Genomic DNA, 17,793 nt, shown 5'->3' on the forward strand with positions numbered 1-17,793 from the left:
ATGCGTAGAAACCAGGTCGCCGTCGTCGGCGCCGCCGAGACCACCGAGCTTGGCGTCATTCCCCACATGTCGCAGATCCAGTTGCACGCGGACGCGGCACTGAACGCCATCAAGGATGCGGGGCTCAAGCTCTCCGACATCGACGGCTTTGCCACCGCGGTGGAGACACCGCAGCAGATCTGCCATTATCTTGGCATCACCCCGACCTGGGTCGACGGCACTTCGGTCGGCGGCTGCTCCTTCATGCTGCACGTCCGCCACGCCGCGGCCGCGATCGAAGCCGGCCTCTGCAAGACCGTGCTGATCACCCATGCCGAAAGCGGCAAGTCCAACATCGGCCGCACGCCGCGCCTGGTCGGACCCGACAGCCTGAACGGGCAATTCGAACTGCCTTACGGCGTCACCACGCCGGCCAGCATGTTTCCCATCCCCGTGCTGCGATTCATGAAGACCTACGGCATCACCCATGAGCAGCTCGCCATGGTCGCGGTGGTGCAGCGCGAATGGGCGGCGAAAAACCCGCGCGCGACCATGAAGGAGCCGATCACGGTTGCAGATGTGCTCAACTCGCGGATGATCGCCTATCCGTTCCGGCTGCTGCAGTGCTGTCTCGTCACCGACGGCGGCGGCGCCTTGATCCTGACCTCCGCCGACCGCGCCAAGGATTTCCCGCATAAGCCGGTCTACATCCTCGGCACCGGCGAGAGCGTAGAGACGCCGATGGTCAGCCAGATGGAGACGTTCAATTCCTCGCGTGCCTTCAAGGTGGCGGGGCCGCTGGCCTTTCAGGAAGCCGGCATCGCGCACAAGGATGTCGATCACCTCATGATCTACGACGCCTTCGCGCATCTGCCGCTTTACGGGCTCGGCGATCTCGGCTTCATGCCGTATGAGGAGACCGGGAAATTCATCGCCGAGGGCAACACGCGCCCCGGTGGCAAGCTGCCGCTCAATACCAATGGCGGCGGCCTCTCCTACATGCATTCGGGCATGTACGGCATGTATGCGCTGCAGGAAAGCGTGCGCCAGATGCGCGGCATCGCGCCGGCACAGGTGCCAGGCGCGAAGATCTCGGTGTGCCATGGCGTCGGCGGGATGTTTGCCGCATCAGGCACGATCATTTTCACGAACGAACGTTAGCAACTCTCGTCATTCCGGGATACGCCGAAGGCGCAGATCCGGAATTTCGAGATTCCGGGTTCGATGCTGCGCATCGCCCCGGAATGACAAATGAAGGAGACATCATGACAAAATCACTGCAGGACAAAGTTATCGTCGTCACCGGGGCCGGTCGCGGCATCGGGCGCGAGATCGCGCTGCTGTGCGCGGCGGAAGGCGCCAAGGTCGTGGTGAACGACCCCGGCGTTGCCTCCGACGGCTCCGGCGCGAGCGCGGCGCCGGCCGAGGAGGTGGTCGAGGAGATCAAGAAGCGCGGCGGCACGGCGGTCGCGAATTTCGAAAGTGTCGCGGAAGCCATCCCCGCAAGCCGTATCGTCAAGGCCGCGACCGATCACTTCGGCCGACTCGACGGGGTCGTCAACAACGCCGGCATCCTCCGTGACATGATCTTTCACAAAATGAGCGTGGAAGCGTTCGAGGCGGTGATCAAGGTGCACCTGATGGGCTCCTTTTACGTCTCGCATGCGGCGGCCCGGCTGTTCCGGGAACAGGAGAGCGGCGCCTTCGTCCACTTCACCTCGACGTCTGGTCTGGTCGGCAATTTCGGCCAGGCCAACTACGCGGCGGCCAAGCTCGGCATCGTCGGCTTATCGAAATCGATCGCGCTCGATATGCAGCGCTTCAATGTGCGCTCCAACTGCGTCTCCCCGTTCGCCTGGAGCCGGATGATCGGGACCATCCCGACCGAGACCGAAGCCGAGAAGGCGCGCGTGGCCAAGATTCAACAGATGGGCCCCGAAAAGATCGCCCCCGTTGTGTCCTATCTGCTCAGCGATGCGGCCAAGGACGTGACCGGCCAGATTTTTGCGGTGCGCATGAACGAGATCTTCCTGATGGGCCAGTCGCGTCCGTTGCGCTCGGTGCAGCGCAGCGAAGGCTGGACGCCGCAGACGGTCGCCGAGCATGCGATGCCGGCGCTGAAAGCTTCGTTCTACAAGCTCGACCGCTCGGCGGATGTCTTTAGCTGGGATCCGATTTGAGCGGCTCCGCGAACGACACTACCTGAGATTGCAATTCGGATTCTGCCTGCTTTATGCCGGAATGCGGGCAGATGGTTTCCTTCCAACAAAAAATTTGGGAGGGAATCATGACAACTCCACTGACCTTTTCCGACAACAATGCAAAAGCCGGTAACCTCAACCGCCGCACTCTGCTGAGGGGCGCGGCGGGAGCACTGGCGACGGCCGTGACCATGGAGACGGCCGCTGCCGCAACGGTGGCGCCACTTGGCCAAACCGGCACTCCGACACGATCAACCGCGCCGCTGCCCTTGGGCCCGCTTCCCGGGAGTCGCTATCCGGATTCCCACCTGGAGTCTGCCCATCCCAAGGCCACATTCGGACCTTCCGGCTTTCCGGCCTTCGCCGGCACCATGGCGGTTGAACGCGTTGCGACGGGAATGCGCTGGGCCGAAGGGCCGGTCTACTTCGCAGCCGGGCGCTACGTGCTGTTCAGCGACATTCCCAACAATCGCATCATGCGCTTTTCCGAAGATGACGGTCACCTGAGCGTATACCGCCAGCCATCGATGAACTCGAACGGCAACACCATCGATCGAGAAGGACGCCTGATTACTTGCGAACATAGCGGCCGGCGCGTGACCAGGACTGAACTTGACGGCTCGATTACGATCATTGCCGACAAGTACAATGGCAAGAAACTGAACTCGCCGAACGATGCGGTCGTCGCTTCCGATGGTTCGATCTGGTTTACCGATCCGATCTATGGCATCGGCGGCTTTTACGAGGGCGTGAAGGCCGAGCCCGAGCAGGAAAAGCACAATGTCTACCGGGTCGATCCGAAATCCGGAGAGATCAAGGTCGTGGTCGACGACTTCGTAGAGCCCAATGGCATTACCTTCTCGCCCGACGAGAAGAAGCTCTACGTCATCGACACCGGTTTTACGGACGGACCGGACAACCCGTCGCACATCCGCGTGTTCGACGTGGATATCGGGACTGGAAAAGTTTCGAACGGCAAAGTCTTTGCGGAAATGCCCAAGCCCAGCATCACCGATGGGATGCGTGCTGACACCGCCGGCCGCATCTGGTGCTCCGTTGGTTGGGGCGATCCGAACGAGGACGGCGTGCGCTGCTACACCCCCGAGGGTGAACTGCTCGGCAAGATCCACATCCCGGAAACGGTCGCCAATCTGTGTTTCGGCGGCCAGCAACGAAACAGGCTTTACATCTGCGGCTCGAGCTCGCTGTACGCAGTCTACACGAGCGTGCAGGGCGCTATGAAGCCATAACCGGCCCCGGGAAAGTGAAAGCGCAAAAGCGCCCACAATTGTTGGGTTAAAGGATTCGATCGAAAAGAGACTGTGGATCAAACTATCTCTGGTTGCTTGGCCTGATCCGCCCGCTTTATGCCGGAATGCGGGCGGATGTTTTCCCTCCAACAAAAACCGTTGGAGGAAACAATGACAGCTCCACTGACCTTTCCCGACAATGACGAGAACAAGACTGGCAATCTTAATCGCCGCACCCTGCTGAAGGGTGCGGCGACGTTGGCCACCGTGAGTGCGATGGCCTCAGAGGCATCCGCACGCGACTACGGCCGGAGCGCCGAGCCCGAGCGATATCCCGATCCCGATGTCGTCGTGATCGATCCGAAGCGCTTCAAGGCCAAGGTCGGCAACACCGCGATCAAACGCCTTTACACGGGCTGCCTTTGGGCGGAAGGCCCGGCCTGGAACGCACAAGGCCAATATCTGGTCTGGAGCGACATCCCCGCGAACCGCCAGCTTCGCTACCTGGACGATGACGGCCACATTTCCGAGCAGTTCCACAAGCCGTCCAACGAAGCCAATGGCAGCACCTTCGATTTCGAGGGACGGCAGATCACGGCCGAGCGTACCCGGCTGGTCCGCTACGAGCACAATGGCTCGGTCACAGCGCTCGCCGAGCAGGCGGGCGGCAAGCCGCTGAATGGCCCGAACGACATGGTCGTGCATCCCAACGACGGATCGATCTGGTTCACCGACCCCGGTTACGGCGCGCTCAGCACCTACGAGGGACAAAGGGCGAATACGGGATCGCTGCAGCCCTATCAGAAGGAAGCAGTGTATCGGCTGGATGCGAAGACCGGCCAGCTCAGCAAGGTCGCCGACGATCCCTTCAAGCCAAACGGCATCGCCTTCAGCCACGATTACAAGAAGGTCTATGTCTGCGATACCGGCACGACGCATTATCCGCAGGCCAAGAACATCGTTTGGGTCTATGATCTCAACGGCGACAAGCTCTCAAATCCGCGCCAGTTCATCGACATGACGCTGAACGGCAAATCGGGCTTCCCCGACGGCCTGCGGGTCGATATCGATGGCAATGTCTGGGTCGGCGCGGGCTGGGTCGGTCCGGGTTATGATGGCGTGCAGGTCTTTTCCGGCGACGACGGCGCCCGGATCGGCCAGATCATCCTGCCTGAAACCTGCGCCAATCTCTGCTTCGGCGGCAAGAAGCGCAACCGCCTGTTCATGACGGCGAGCCAATCGCTCTATGCCGTCTATGTGGAGACACAGGGCGCGCATAATTGTTGATTTTGCACCAGCCACTACTCTCACCGTCATGGCCGGGTTTGTCCCGGCCATGAGGAATGAGCATGGGGCGATATCGTCCTTCGCTATCCCGTATTCCTCAGCCCCGCCGAGATACCGTTGATGGTGAGCTGGATGCCGCGCAGCACCTGCTCATCGGGATTTTGCGCGCGGTGCTCTTTCAACAGTTCAACCTGCACGTGGTTGAGCGGGTCGAGATAGGGGAAACGGTGGCGCACCGAGCGCTCCAGCAGCGGGTTGCTCTGCAACAGCCGGTCATGCCCCGTGATGTCGAACAGCGTCTCGATCGAGAGATGCCATTCGCGCCGGATGCGGCCGAAGATCTTTTCGCGCAAGTTCGCGTCGGGCACCAGCTCGGCATAGCGCGAGGCGATCGCGATCGAGCTTTTGGCCAGCACCATATCCATGTTCGAAAGCAGCATGCGGAAGAACGGCCACTCCTGATACAGCTCCTTGAGGAACGGCATGCCCTGCTCGGGATGCTCTTCGATCCAGGTCTCGACCGCGCTGCCAAAGCCGAACCAGCCCGGAAGCATGAGGCGGCATTGCGCCCATGAAAACACCCAGGGGATCGCGCGCAGGTCCTCGATCGCGCGCGTCTTCTTGCGCGACGCCGGGCGGCTGCCGATGTTCAGTGTCGCGATCTCGTTGATGACGGTGGAGGCCCAGAAATAATCGACGAAGCCGTCGGTCTCGTAGACGAGGCCGCGATAGGCCTTGAAGGCGAGTTCGGACAGCCGCTCCATGGCGGTGAGATATTCATGCTTGGGCGCATGCTGACGCGGGTGCAACAGGCTCGCCTCGAGCGTCGCGGCGGCGAGGATTTCCAGATTGTTGCGCCCCACTTCCGCATTGGAATATTTGCTCGAGATGATCTCGCCCTGCTCGGTGATGCGGATCTGGCCGTTCACCGCCCCGCCCGGCTGGGCAATGATCGCATCATAGCTCGGCCCGCCGCCGCGGCCGACCGAGCCGCCGCGGCCGTGGAAGAGGCGAAGGCGGACGCCGTGACGCTCGAACACTTCGACCAATCCGATCTCGGCCTTGTAAAGCTCCCAGCCTGAGGTGACAAAACCGCCGTCCTTGTTGCTGTCGGAATAGCCGAGCATCACCTCCTGCACCGCGCCGCGGCTGTCCACCAGGCGCCGGTAATCGTGCAGCGCCAGCATGCGGTCCATGATGCCGGCGCAGGCCTGCAAATCCTCGATGGTTTCGAACAGCGGCACGATGTTGATGGCGCTGCGCCCCGACGGATTGATCAGGCCGACTTCCTTCAAGAGCAGCGCCACCTCCAGCATGTCGGACATGCCCTTGCACATGGAGATGATGCACTGGGGAATGACATCCGAGCCGAATTTCTCGTGCGCTTCGGCCGCGGCCTGGAACACCGCCAGCTCACTCAGCGTCTCCTCGCTGTATTTGACGAATTTCGAGATCAGCGGCCGCGTGTTGCGCAGCTCGCTGGCGAGCAGCGCCACCCGGGCGTCCTCGGTGAGCGCAAGATAGGACATGCCCGGCGTCGCCGCGTCCAACAACTCGGCAACCGTGCGCTCGTGCACCGCCGAATTTTGGCGGATATCGAGCCGCGCCAGATGGAAGCCGAAACAATCGACGGCACGGCGCAGCAGCCGCAACCGTCCGCGCGCGATCACCCGCGCATTGTTGGCGAGCAGCGAGCGGTGCAGCACGTCGAGATCGGCCTTGAGCTCCTGGGCGGTCCGATACGGCGCGGCCTCGCCAACCGGCTTGCGGCTGATCTCAACCTCAAGCTTGTGCGCGGTTGCGGTCAGACGCGCATAGATGCCGGACACCGCGAGACGGTAGGGCTCGCCGCTGCGATGCGGCGAGGTGTCGGGCGAACGTTCGGCGAGCGCACGCAAATCCTCCGAGACATCGGCGAGATGCGCGGCAATGGACAGTTCCGCGCCGAGCGCGTGCAGCTCTTCGAGATAGAATTGGATGATGCGGCTCGACTGCAGGCGCAGCGTGCCGCGCATCACGTCGGCGGTGACGAAGGGATTGCCGTCGCGGTCGCCGCCGATCCAGCTTCCCATCTTGAGGAACGAGGCGATCTCGCCGGCGGCCTCGTCGTCCGCATCGAGCCGGTCTTCCAGCGCGCAAATGAGCCGCGGCACCTCGTGCAGGAAGGTATAGTCATAGAACGCGAGGCCATTGGTGACCTCGTCCAGCACGGTCAGCTTGGTCCGGCGCAACAGGTTGGTCTGCCACAGCGTCAGAACCGCGCGGCGCAACTGCTCATCGCCCGCCTCGGCCTCTTCGGCCGTGAGCTGCACGCGCTCGCGCCGGTCGAGCAGCATCGCGATCTCCATTTCGCGATCCATGGTGCTCTTGCGGCGGACCTCGGTCGGGTGCGCGGTCAGCACCGGGCTCACCAGCGCGTCCTTGAAGAACTTGCGCAGGTCGGGTGCGGAAAAGCCGGCGGCCTTTGCATGTTCCAGAGTTTCGGCCAGGACCCCTGCGCGCGGCGCGCCCCTGGCATTGCTGCGGGCGCGCATCTGGCGGATGTTGTTCTGGTCCTCGGCGATGTTGGCGAGGTGGGAGAAATAACTGAAGGCGCGGACGATGCGCACCGTCTCGGAGGTCGACATGCTGTCGAGGATGGATTCGAGCTCCCGCCGCGCCGCGCGATCCTCGTCGCGGTGGAAGCGGATCGAGGTCTGCCGGATGCGCTCGACCAGATCGAACACCTCGGCCCCCTCCTGGTCGCGGACGGTATCGCCGAGGATGCGCCCCAACAGCCGGATGTCGTTACGCAAGCGGGCGTCTTCCTCGAGCGCCTGCGCCTCATCGGCGCGGTTGGCCCGCTGTTCGAGCTCGGAAGGCATGGTCTGGGGGAACATGGTCGAGGGCTCCAGCAACTGCCCGGCAATCCCGGAGTCTGCAATTTTTTTGACGCAGCGCAAGATAAAGAAAGAGGCGGCCTGAGGTTCTCGCCACTGTCATTCCGGATTGGCCTGTTCGAGGCGCCCCGGAATGACAACAACATCAATCCGGGTCCACGAACTTCGGCGCACGCTTTTCGAGATTGGCGCGGACGGCTTCCGTCTGATTGGGGCTGCCGATCAGCTTCTGCTGCTCGATGGATTCGGCAAGCAGCGCCGGTCCCGGGTCAACCGAGAGCTTACTTAGCATGCGCTTGGCGGCACGGATGGCGTCGGGACTCTTGCCGGCGATCTCGCGCGCCATCTCCAATGCCGCCGCGCGCGGGTTATCGCAGATCCGGCTTGCGAGGCCATAGCTCAACGCTTCCTGAGCGGAAAAGATTCGCCCCGTATAGGTGAGCTCGCGCAGGATATCGTCGCGCACGAGGCTTGCGAGAATCGGCGTGCCTGCCATGTCAGGCACCAGCCCCCATTTGATCTCCATGATCGACATCCGCGCATCGGGCGCGAGAAGGCGGATGTCGGCGCCGAGCGCGAGCTGAAAACCGCCGCCGAAGGCGACGCCATGGACGGCGGCGATCACCGGTACCGGGAGCTGGCGCCAGCCCCATACGGCAGCCTGGGGAAAATTTGCAAGTCCGTGCGTGCGAAGCGTGAGGTCGCGTTTTTCGCCGCCCGGAATTCCGTTCCCGCCATTTTCGTTCATGGCCGCAAAGCGCCCCATGTCGAGGCCGGCGCAGAACGCCCGCCCCTCGCCGGAGAGCACCACGGCGCGCAGTCCCTTCTCCCGGCTCAGCCTGTCGCTTGCATCGACCAGCGCCTCGAACATGGCGGCATCCAGCGCGTTCATCTTGTCGGCGCGCACCAGGCGGACATCGGCGACGCCGTCGGCGATCGAAATCGAGACGCGCTGCTCCATCGGGCTCTCCTGAACAGATTGTTGTTTGTTTGCCGCTTTACAGAACGGCGCCGGACGGATTTAGTCAATCGAGCAATCAACAAGCGATCGCTCGGGCGGACATCATGTTCAAAGACAATCTTCTCCTCGGCCGACGCATCCTGGTCACGGGTGGCGGGACTGGTCTTGGCAAGGCAATGGCCGCGCGGTTTCTTCAGCTCGGCGCCGATGTCCATATCTGTGGCCGCCGCAAGATCGTCTGCGACGAGACCGCAACCGAACTGATGGACCTCTATGGCGGCCGGGTCACCAGCCATGGCGTCGATATCCGCAACCAGCTCGCGGTCGACGAGATGGTGGAGAATATTTTTCACGAAGGTCCCCTCACCGACCTCATCAACAACGCGGCCGGCAATTTCATCTCACGCACCGAAGAGCTGAGCCCGCGCGGCTTCGACGCGGTCGCCAATATCGTCATGCACGGCACCTTCTATGTGACCCATGCGGTGGGGCGGCGCTGGATCGCGGCAAAACTGCCCGGCAATGTGGTGTCGATCACGGTGACCTGGGTGCGCAATGGCTCTCCTTACGTGGTGCCGTCGGCGATGAGCAAGTCCGCCATTCATGCCATGACCATGTCGCTGGCCACCGAATGGGGCCGCTACGGCATCCGCCTCAACACCATCGCGCCCGGCGAGATCCCGACCGAGGGCATGAGCAAGCGCATCAAGCCCGGCGATGATGCCGGCGCGCACACCAAGGCGATGAATCCGATGGGGCGGGTCGGCACCATGGAGGAGTTGCAGAATCTCGCGGTGTTCCTGATCTCCGGCGGCTGCGACTGGATCAACGGCGAGACCATCGCCATGGACGGCGGCCAGGCGCTGGCCATGGGCGGCAACTTCTATCAGCTCCGCGACTGGAGCGACGACGACTGGGCGAAGGCGCGGGAGTCCATCAAGGCCCAGAACGAAAAGGACAAGGCGCAAAGGGGCTAGTGTCCCGAGTCACAAGTTCGCAATCATAGATTCGCAGTAGATTCGCGTCGCTGTGCCAAGAATCAAGAATGAAGGCAAACAGCGGCGGAGTCTCCAATGGCGGTTCGGCAACTTGCCCCCCTGATATTGAGCGATGATGAGCGTGCCGAACTGACGTCGCTGATGATGCGACGGAAAACGGCGCAGGCGCTGGCTCTGAGGGCCCGGATCGTGCTGACCTGTGCAGAAGGTGGCCAGAACAAGGAAGTGGCGGCCAAGCTGGGGCTGGACCGGCAGACCGTAGGCAAGTGGCGGCGGCGTTTTATGGAGCAGCGCGCGGCCGGGCTGCACGACGAGCCGCGCTCCGGCGCGCCGCGCACGATTGACGATGCCCGCATCGAAGCCGTGATCGTGAGGACGTTGGAGAGTTGCCCTGAGAACGCCACTCATTGGAGCTCCCGCGACATGGCAAAGACCAGCGGCCTATCGGTGTCGACGGTGCAACGCATCTGGCGGGCCTTCGGGCTCCAGCCGCACCGGATGGAGACGTTCAAGCTCTCGACCGATCCGAACTTCGTGGCCAAAGTGCGCGATGTCGTGGGCCTCTACGTCTCACCGCCGGAGCACGCCATCGTTCTGTGTGTGGATGAAAAGTCTCAAATCCAGGCGCTGGACCGCAGCCAGCCGATGCTGCCGATGCGTCCCGGCCAGGCAGCCCGAAGGAGCCATGACTACAAAAGGCATGGCACCACATCGCTGTTCGCCGCCCTCGATATTGCGACCGGACGGGTCATCGGCAAGTGCTACGGGCGCCACCGTACCGCCGAGTTCCGCAAGTTCCTCGACGAGATCGAGGCTGCCGTACCGCGCGAACTCGACGTCCATCTCGTCATGGACAATTACGTCACGCACAAGACCCCAATGATCCGCAGATGGCTGGCCAAAAGACCGCGTTGGCACGTGCACCTGACCCCGACCAGTTCGTCATGGCTCAACCAGGTCGAGCGCTTCTTCGCGCTCCTCACCGACAAGAAGATCAGGCGCGGGGTCTATCGCAGCGTCGCCGCCCTCAGGGCGGACATCGCCTCGTTCATCGAACGACACAACGCCGATCCCAAACCGTTCCGATGGACCAAATCCGCCGATGACATCCTTGCTTCCATCGAGCGCTTCTGCCGTTACAATGCCCCGGCAAAACACGACGCGATGTTGCGAACTTCTGGTTCGGGACACTAGTTCAGCATGGTCATGGCTTTCGCCGGGGTTGCTTGCGATTTCAAACAGCATTGTCAGACAGCCGCTCACTCCGCTGTCATCGTCCGGCTTGGCCGGACGATGACATAACCCGTGGCGCGCATTGTGGGCTCACAACGGGCGATACGGGTTGTTGGATGCCCCGCGTTCGCGGGGCGTGACGAGTGAGAGACATGGGTCCTTATTCCCGCAGCGCCTTTCGCCCGAGCCTTGCATCGTCCATCACCCTCTTTCGAGAGGGCGCAGGGAAGACCGGATGGCCGCTGCACCCGGGGCCGCCGCGCAAAGAAATCTGCGCGAGCGCGCGTCAACCACAGGTACAGGCGGGATCAGCCCGGCCTTCCCTGCGCGGTGGCTTTACGGCTTATACGCGCTCTCCCCGGTGAACCAGCGTTTGCCACCGTCATCAGCGCGATGCGCCAGGCATCGTCGCCAATTTGGCGCCTGCATGGGCGCGCCAGGACCACGCGACTTCGCCGTCCGCAAATGATGCCGCTCGTCTGTCGGCGCATTCACGGCCACCGCATCCCCGCCTCACGTTTCGTGACGACCGCGATACGTCCCTCTGCATCGAGGCGAGATGGAAGAACGATACGGCAAATCCGAATTTCGGAAAAGCAGAATATTTTCGAACGAAAGGCTTGACAGAAGTTCGCGCAAGCAGCCCGCCGGGCAAATCACTCTGCGAGTCGTATGAGGTCGTGTCGTTTACAAGCCCGAAGGCCTTGAGGCATCGACATCAACATCCGCTGTTTCCCTCAACCGGACGGTTGCCGCCCAGGAGTGGAATGACGCAAATGTGAAGGGTTTCGGATGCCGGCCGCTTGAGGACGACGCCGCGCATTCTGCGGCCGGCATCCGAAACCCTTCACATCTTCGACCTATTCCACGGACGCGCCAGCCATTCCATTTCAGCTTTGCCCCGCAAGCAACTGGTGACCGGCTGCGCCGACAGCGTCTTTCGCGATCATTTCTTACTGCGGTTATGGGTCCCGGCTTTTCGCTGGGACGACTGCCGTATAGTGGGTGGTAGCGCCGGCCAACGATCCATCACGACAGAGCAGAGTTTGTAAGCCTGGGAGCCATTCCAGCAACATTTCCGCTTGTGCTTATGGGTCGCAGCCGGGACGACCTGCCTGAAAGGGACCCCTCCCCGTATTGTCTTTGTTGCCGCGTGACGTCACTATCGCGGCAAAGAAAACGATACGGGGGAAACATGTCCATTGCCGAGCGGCCGGCGACGCTGGCCGAGATGGTGCGGCTGCAGGCCCAAAACCGCGGCAACGCCACCGCTTTCGACTTTGAAAGTCGCACGACCAGCTTCGCCGAGTTCGACCGCAAGACCAACCGTGTTGCCCGCGCCCTGAGCGCGCTCCGCGTCCGGCCCGGCGAACGCATCGCCTACCTCGGCAAGAACAGCGACATCTATTTCGAATTGCTGCTCGGCGCCATGAAGGCCAATGTGGTGATGGCGCCGGTGAACTGGCGGCTCGCCGGCCCCGAGGTGGCCTTCATCGTCGAAGACTGCAAAGCGCCGGTGCTGTTCGTCGGGCCCGAGTTCATCACGCTGGTCCGCAACATCGCGCCGGAGCTGAAGACCGTGCGGACGATCATCGCCACCGAAGGCGGCGCGCCGGAATGGCCTGACTTTACCACCTGGCGGGACGCGCAGAGCAGCGCCGATCCCGGCGTCGAGATTACGCCAAAGGATATCGCCATCCAGCTTTATACCTCCGGCACGACGGGCAAGCCGAAAGGCGCGATGCTGTCGCACGCCAATTTTCTCAACCTGGTCAACGCCGGCAGCGAAGCCGAAAGGCCGGACTGGAACAAATGGACCACCGAGGACGTCTCGCTGGTGGCCATGCCGATCTTTCACATCGGCGGTTCGGGCTGGGGCGTGATGGGTCTTTATCACGGCGCGCGGGCGGTGATCGCGCGCGAGTTCGACCCGACCAAGGTGCTCGATTTCTTCGAGAGGGACGGAATCACGAAAATATTCATGGTGCCGGCGGCCATGCAATTCGTGGTGCGCCAGCCCCGCGCGCGAAGCGTGGATTTTTCACGCCTGAAATACATGCTCTACGGCGCCTCGCCCATTCCGGCAGCGCTGCTGAAGGAGTGCATCGAGGTGTTCAAATGCGGCTTCGTGCAGATGTATGGCATGACCGAAACCACCGGCACGATCGTCGCGCTGCCGCCCGAAGACCACATCGAGGGATCGGAACGGATGCGTTCGGCGGGCAAACCGCTGCCCGGCGTCGAGCTTGCGATTCTGGACGCCGAGGGCAACCGCCTGCCGCCGCGCCAGGTCGGCGAGATCGCCACCCGCTCCGGCTCCAACATGGTCGGCTACTGGAATTTGCCAGAGGCGACCGCGAGAACGCTCGACATGGACGGCTGGCTGCGGACGGGAGATGCCGGTTACATGGACGAGGACGGCTATCTCTATATCCACGACCGCATCAAGGACATGATCATCTCGGGCGGCGAGAACATCTATCCCGCGGAGGTGGAAAGCGCGATCTGCGATCACCCTGATGTAGCGGAAGCCGCCGTGATCGGCATCCCCGATGACAAGTGGGGTGAAGCGGTGAAGGCCATCGTGGTGCTGAAGCCGGGCATGACGGCGACGGCTGCCGACATCATCAATTTCACGCGTGAGCGCATTGCCGGCTACAAGACACCCAAATCGGTGGACTTCATCGCGGCATTACCGCGCAATCCCTCGGGCAAGATCTTGCGGCGGCACTTGCGCGATCCCTACTGGGCGGGGCAAGACCGACAGGTGAATTGATCCTCAGACCGCGCGCCAAGCGCTAGAATCTGGCCAAGCATTCCGCGCTACAGAAAAAGAAAGGAAGCGAGCATGGAGCTGAGATTTTCGAAGGTGGAGCGCAAGGGACCGATCACCATCGTCACGCTGTCGCGGCCCGAGGTGTACAACGCGCTGCATATCGAGGCGCATTTCGAGCTCAACAAGGTGTTCGACGATTTCTCCGCCGATCCCGAGCAATGGGTGGCGATCGTCACCGGCACCGGCGACAAGGCGTTTTGCGCGGGCAACGACTTGAAATGGCAGGCGGCAGGCGGAAAGCGCGGCTGGGACAAGGGCGGCTTTGCGGGACTGACCTCGCGCTTCGACTGCGACAAGCCGATCATCGCGGCCGTGAACGGCGTCGCCATGGGCGGCGGCTTCGAGATCGCGCTTGCCTGCGACCTCATCATCGCCTCCGAGAACGCGACTTTCGCCCTGCCCGAGCCGCGCGTCGGACTTGCGGCGCTCGCCGGCGGCCTGCACCGGTTGCCGCGGCAGATCGGCTTGAAGCGCGCGATGGGAATGATCCTGACCGCGCGCCACGTCTCGGCGCGCGAGGGCCACGAGCTCGGCTTCGTCAACGAGGTGGTGCCGCAGGGCGAGGCCCTGGCCGCCGCCGAGCGCTGGGCGGAGATGATCTGCAAGAACTCGCCGATGTCGATCCGTGCGTCGAAGCAGACGATTCAGCGCGGCCTTGCGGTCTCGCTGGAACAGGCGATCGCCGAACAGCGCGAGTACCCCGCCGTGAAGGCGATGGTGGAGTCGCAGGATTACATCGAAGGGCCGAAGGCGTTCGCCGAGAAGCGGCCGCCGAAATGGCTGGGGCGGTGAGCCCCAACCTCGTCATTCCGGGGCGGTCCGCAGGACCGAACCCGGAATCTCGAGAGTCCGCCTTCGATGCTTCGCATCGCCTCGGAATGACGGTGGATGGTCAGGCATCGCGCGGCGCAGGCGGGTACCGCCGGACAGCTTGCCCCCAACGACGGTTGCGCCCGGGTAGCAATCGATGACCGAACGCGTAAGTGCGTCCTCGATCATTTGCCCGTAAACTTCGCCGGGCGCTTCTCGAGGAACGCGGTGACGCCCTCGCGAAAATCCTCCGTGGCTCCGGCGGTGCGCTGCGATTGGAATTCCAGGTTGAGCTGATCCTCGAAGGAGTTTTCCGGGCTATCCCAGTAGAGCTTGCGGATCAGCGACAGGGCAACGGTCGGCCCGTTCGCAAGCTCGCGCGCGAGCTTCATCGCCTCTTCCATCAGCACGGCATCGTCATAGACCCGGTTGATCAATCCCCATTCCAGCGCCTTCTCCGCCGGCAGCCGCTCGCCCATCAGCGACAACTCGATCGCGCGCGCCTTGCCGACCAGGCGCGGCAGCAGCCAGGTCGAGCCGCAATCCGGCACGAGGCCGATACGGCGGAACGCCTGCAGGAAATAGGCCGAGCGCGCGGCAAGGATCATGTCGCCCATCAGCGCAAAGCTCATGCCGGCGCCGGCCGCCGGGCCGTTGACGGCGGTGACCAGCGGGCAATGCAGGTTGCGGACCCGCCGCAGGAACGGATGAAAGCCGGTCTCGAGCGCCGCACCGGCGTTGCTGCGGCCCGGCTTCTGCTGCTGGTTACGGCCTTGCAGATTGGCGCCGGTGCAGAAGGCGCGCCCCGCTCCCGTCAGCACCACACAGCGCACCTCGGCCTTTCTTGCCTCGATTTCATCGAGCGCCTCGCTAAGACCGCCCAGCATGTCCAGGGACACCGCGTTCATGACCTCCTGGTGATCCATCCGGAGAACCGCGACCGGTCCATCGATCTCGAGCGTGCAGTGCTTGAATTGCATGGTTTCCTCTCACCTGGTGATCCGCATTTTCCGTGGCGCGGATGGAATAGGGTTCATGGCGCATATTTGATTTTTGCCGCGCGCTTGTCCATGCTCGGGGGCAACGTCGATCTCCCGCAAAACGCACGGCTGACGTGCGTCATCCAACAACGGAAACGCCTCATGAACATGTTCGACCTCACCGGCCGCGTTGCGGTCGTCACCGGTGGCAATGGCGGTATAGGCCTCGGCATCGCACAGGCACTTGCGTCTGCAGGCTGCAATGTTTCGATCTGGGGCCGCAATGCCGACAAGAACAAGGCGGCTGCTGCGACCATGGCCGCCGGCCCCGGCAAGGTGCACAGCCGCATCTGCGATGTCACCGATCCTGCCTCCGTGAGAGATGCCATGATGGCGACGCTGGACACGTTCGGCCGGCTCGACGGTTGCTTTGCCAATGCCGGCATCGGCGGCGGCGGCCGGCGCGCCTTCATCGAACGCACCGAAGAGGAATGGCGCACGATGTTCGCCACCAATCTCGACGGCGTGTTCCACGTGTTCCAGGCGGCGGCCCGTCATATGACGGAGCGCGCCAATAATGGCGACAAGTTCGGCCGGCTGGTTGCGACGTCGAGCCTCGCCTCGCTGTTCGGCACCGCGCGCAACGAACATTATGCAGCGACGAAAGCCGCCATCAATGCGGTGGTCCGCGCGCTCGCGGTGGAGTTGGCGCGTTATGGCGTGACCGCCAACGCCATTCTGCCCGGCTGGATCAAGAGCGAGATGACCGCGAAGATCATGTCGGACGAGAAATTCGTCGGCAACGTGATGCCGCGCATCCCGATGCGGCGCTTCGGCGAGCCCGGCGATTTCGGCGGCATCGCGGTTTACCTGATGAGCACGGCCTCGTCCTATCATACCGCGGATTGCTTCGTGATCGACGGCGGCTACACCGCGTTTTGATCTTTGCGCGTGAGGCGAGTTGGGACCAAACACCGTCGTCATACCCCGCCATCGGGTCGGCGCAAAGCGCCGCCCGATGACAGGCTCCGGCGGGGTATCCAGTACGCCGTATCGCCTCGGCTCTAGCACCGCCGTCTCCGGAATACTGAATCGCCCGCCTGCGCGGGCGATGACAGCTCAGTCTCCGTCGCGAGTCCGTCTCCTCGCGGCGCGTCAGGCCTCCGGGTTTGCCAACGGCAGAGGTGCGGACAAGTCCCCTTCCCGATTGTGACTTCGCCTGGACCAAGGCAGCATGTCGTGGCGGCCATCCCACCCGACCGCCACGATTTTTTCGGCTATAACTGCCCTGGGGAGGGCACCAAGGGTAAATGAGCAAGCGGCAGGCACGGGCAGGATCGCTGTGGATGCGGTTGCTGATTGTGGCAACCATGATCGCCCTCGGTGTGCTGATCGGCTGGGGATTCCTGACCGGACGCCAGGAGGCGGCGAGCGAGGCCGAACGCGAGCGCACGATCAAGGTCCCGATCCGGGCCTCCACCGAAAATGGCGAGCCGGTGATCAGGCTCGACGAGGATACGCTGCGGCGCAGCGGCATCGAAACAGCCACGCTGCCCGCGGCGCCGCATGACGAAGAGCTGCGCGCTTATGGCGTCGTGCTCGACGTGGCCCGACTGACCGAACTCAGCAACAGCTACGCCACGGCCAAGGCGCAGGTGCAAACCGCGCAGGCGAAACTGGCATCCTCGAAGCCGGCGTTCGAGCGCGCGCAGAAGCTCATCAGCGAGCCGCAGGCGGTTTCGCAGGCCCAGCTTCAGGCGGCTCAGGCAGCCTATGGCACGGACCAGGCGAGCCTGGCCGCCGCGGAATCCCAGTTACGCACGCTTGCGGCGACGGCGTACCAGGAATGGGGCCCCGTGCTTGGCAGATCGCTTGTCGAGGGCTCGCCTGACATCACCCGGCTCATCGAGCGGCAGGATTTCCTGCTGCAGGTCAGCTTGCCGCCCGGCGTCACGCTGGCGAAGCCGCCTGCGGCGGCCTCCATTGAAACCGGCAAGGGCAGCCGGGCCGCGATCACCTTCGTCTCGCCGGCAACGCGCATCGATCCGAAGATTCAGGGCGTGAGCTTTTTCTTTACGGCGCCGGCGGAAAGCGGCGTCCTGCCTGGGATGAACGTGCTCGGGTTCCTGCCATCCGGCCGATCCATTGATGTCGCCGCGGTGCCCGCCTCCGCGGTCGTCTGGTGGCAGGGGCGAGCCTGGGTGTATCGGCGCACCGCTCAAGACACCTTCGCACGCACGGAGATCGCGACCGATCGGCCGATGCCGGACGGCGGCTATCTCGTGAAGAACTTGCCCGATCATGCCGAGATCGTGACGCGCGGCGCGCAATTGCTGCTGTCCGAGGAATTCCGCGCGCAGATCCAGGTCGAGGACTAGC

General features: G+C 63.2%; 13 protein-coding genes. 10 read left to right on the forward strand and 3 right to left on the reverse strand.

All coding sequences use genetic code 11. From position 1 onward, the window contains the following. The 4 genes from P6U23_RS29600 to P6U23_RS29615 all read left to right on the forward strand — a co-directional run bounded on the left by P6U23_RS29600 (position 1) and on the right by P6U23_RS29615 (position 4,717). Positions 1 to 1,140 carry a thiolase C-terminal domain-containing protein gene (locus tag P6U23_RS29600; RefSeq protein ID WP_407175921.1) on the forward strand — a complete coding sequence of 380 codons (1,140 nt, stop codon included), beginning with the start codon at positions 1 to 3 and terminating at the stop codon, positions 1,138 to 1,140. Between the two features lie 104 nt (positions 1,141 to 1,244). Continuing rightward, positions 1,245 to 2,159: an SDR family oxidoreductase gene (locus P6U23_RS29605; protein ID WP_407175922.1), complete on the forward strand. Its 915-nt coding sequence runs from the start codon at positions 1,245 to 1,247 to the stop codon at positions 2,157 to 2,159. A gap of 107 nt (positions 2,160 to 2,266) precedes the next feature. Continuing rightward, positions 2,267 to 3,430 carry an SMP-30/gluconolactonase/LRE family protein gene (locus P6U23_RS29610; protein ID WP_407175923.1) on the forward strand — a complete coding sequence of 388 codons (1,164 nt, stop codon included), beginning with the start codon at positions 2,267 to 2,269 and terminating at the stop codon, positions 3,428 to 3,430. A 171-nt stretch (positions 3,431 to 3,601) separates the two neighbouring features. Further along, positions 3,602 to 4,717, forward strand: a complete 1,116-nt coding sequence (locus P6U23_RS29615; RefSeq protein ID WP_407175924.1) for an SMP-30/gluconolactonase/LRE family protein — start codon at positions 3,602 to 3,604, stop codon at positions 4,715 to 4,717. Positions 4,718 to 4,800: 83 nt separating this feature from the next. On the opposite strand, the gene ppc is transcribed toward P6U23_RS29615, so the two are convergent. Continuing rightward, positions 4,801 to 7,596: a phosphoenolpyruvate carboxylase gene (gene ppc / locus P6U23_RS29620; RefSeq protein ID WP_407175925.1), complete on the reverse strand. Its 2,796-nt coding sequence runs from the start codon at positions 7,594 to 7,596 to the stop codon at positions 4,801 to 4,803. Positions 7,597 to 7,741: 145 nt separating this feature from the next. Further along, positions 7,742 to 8,557 carry a crotonase/enoyl-CoA hydratase family protein gene (locus P6U23_RS29625; RefSeq protein ID WP_407175926.1) on the reverse strand — a complete coding sequence of 272 codons (816 nt, stop codon included), beginning with the start codon at positions 8,555 to 8,557 and terminating at the stop codon, positions 7,742 to 7,744. A gap of 104 nt (positions 8,558 to 8,661) precedes the next feature. On the opposite strand from P6U23_RS29625, the gene P6U23_RS29630 reads away from it, so the two are divergent. The 4 genes from P6U23_RS29630 (at position 8,662) to P6U23_RS29645 (ending at position 14,416) form a co-directional block, all read left to right on the forward strand. Further along, positions 8,662 to 9,534 (forward strand): SDR family oxidoreductase, encoded by an 873-nt coding sequence (locus P6U23_RS29630; RefSeq protein ID WP_407175927.1) that lies wholly within the window; start codon positions 8,662 to 8,664, stop codon positions 9,532 to 9,534. Positions 9,535 to 9,630: 96 nt separating this feature from the next. Beyond that, complete coding sequence (locus P6U23_RS29635; RefSeq protein WP_407175928.1) at positions 9,631 to 10,749, forward strand: IS630 family transposase; 1,119 nt, start codon at positions 9,631 to 9,633, stop codon at positions 10,747 to 10,749. 1,234 nt (positions 10,750 to 11,983) lie between these two features. Then, positions 11,984 to 13,564: a fatty acid--CoA ligase gene (locus tag P6U23_RS29640; protein WP_407175929.1), complete on the forward strand. Its 1,581-nt coding sequence runs from the start codon at positions 11,984 to 11,986 to the stop codon at positions 13,562 to 13,564. Between the two features lie 72 nt (positions 13,565 to 13,636). Next, entirely contained in the window at positions 13,637 to 14,416 is a 780-nt protein-coding gene (locus tag P6U23_RS29645) for an enoyl-CoA hydratase-related protein (protein ID WP_407175930.1), read from the forward strand. 203 nt (positions 14,417 to 14,619) lie between these two features. Here the strand turns inward: P6U23_RS29645 and P6U23_RS29650 are convergent, their stop codons facing one another. Continuing rightward, on the reverse strand, positions 14,620 to 15,414 hold the full coding sequence (locus P6U23_RS29650; RefSeq protein WP_407175931.1) for an enoyl-CoA hydratase/isomerase: 795 nt from the start codon (positions 15,412 to 15,414) through the stop codon (positions 14,620 to 14,622). A gap of 162 nt (positions 15,415 to 15,576) precedes the next feature. Here P6U23_RS29650 and P6U23_RS29655 point away from each other — a divergent pair, with 162 nt between their 5' ends. Together P6U23_RS29655 and P6U23_RS29660 are read left to right on the forward strand one after the other, a co-directional pair. Further along, complete coding sequence (locus P6U23_RS29655; protein ID WP_407175932.1) at positions 15,577 to 16,356, forward strand: SDR family NAD(P)-dependent oxidoreductase; 780 nt, start codon at positions 15,577 to 15,579, stop codon at positions 16,354 to 16,356. 404 nt (positions 16,357 to 16,760) lie between these two features. Continuing rightward, positions 16,761 to 17,792 (forward strand): efflux RND transporter periplasmic adaptor subunit, encoded by a 1,032-nt coding sequence (locus P6U23_RS29660; RefSeq protein WP_407175933.1) that lies wholly within the window; start codon positions 16,761 to 16,763, stop codon positions 17,790 to 17,792. Position 17,793: the final 1 nt, after the last annotated feature.

This window comes from Bradyrhizobium sp. STM 3562, assembly GCF_045571435.1.
Lineage (GTDB): Bacteria > Pseudomonadota > Alphaproteobacteria > Rhizobiales > Xanthobacteraceae > Bradyrhizobium.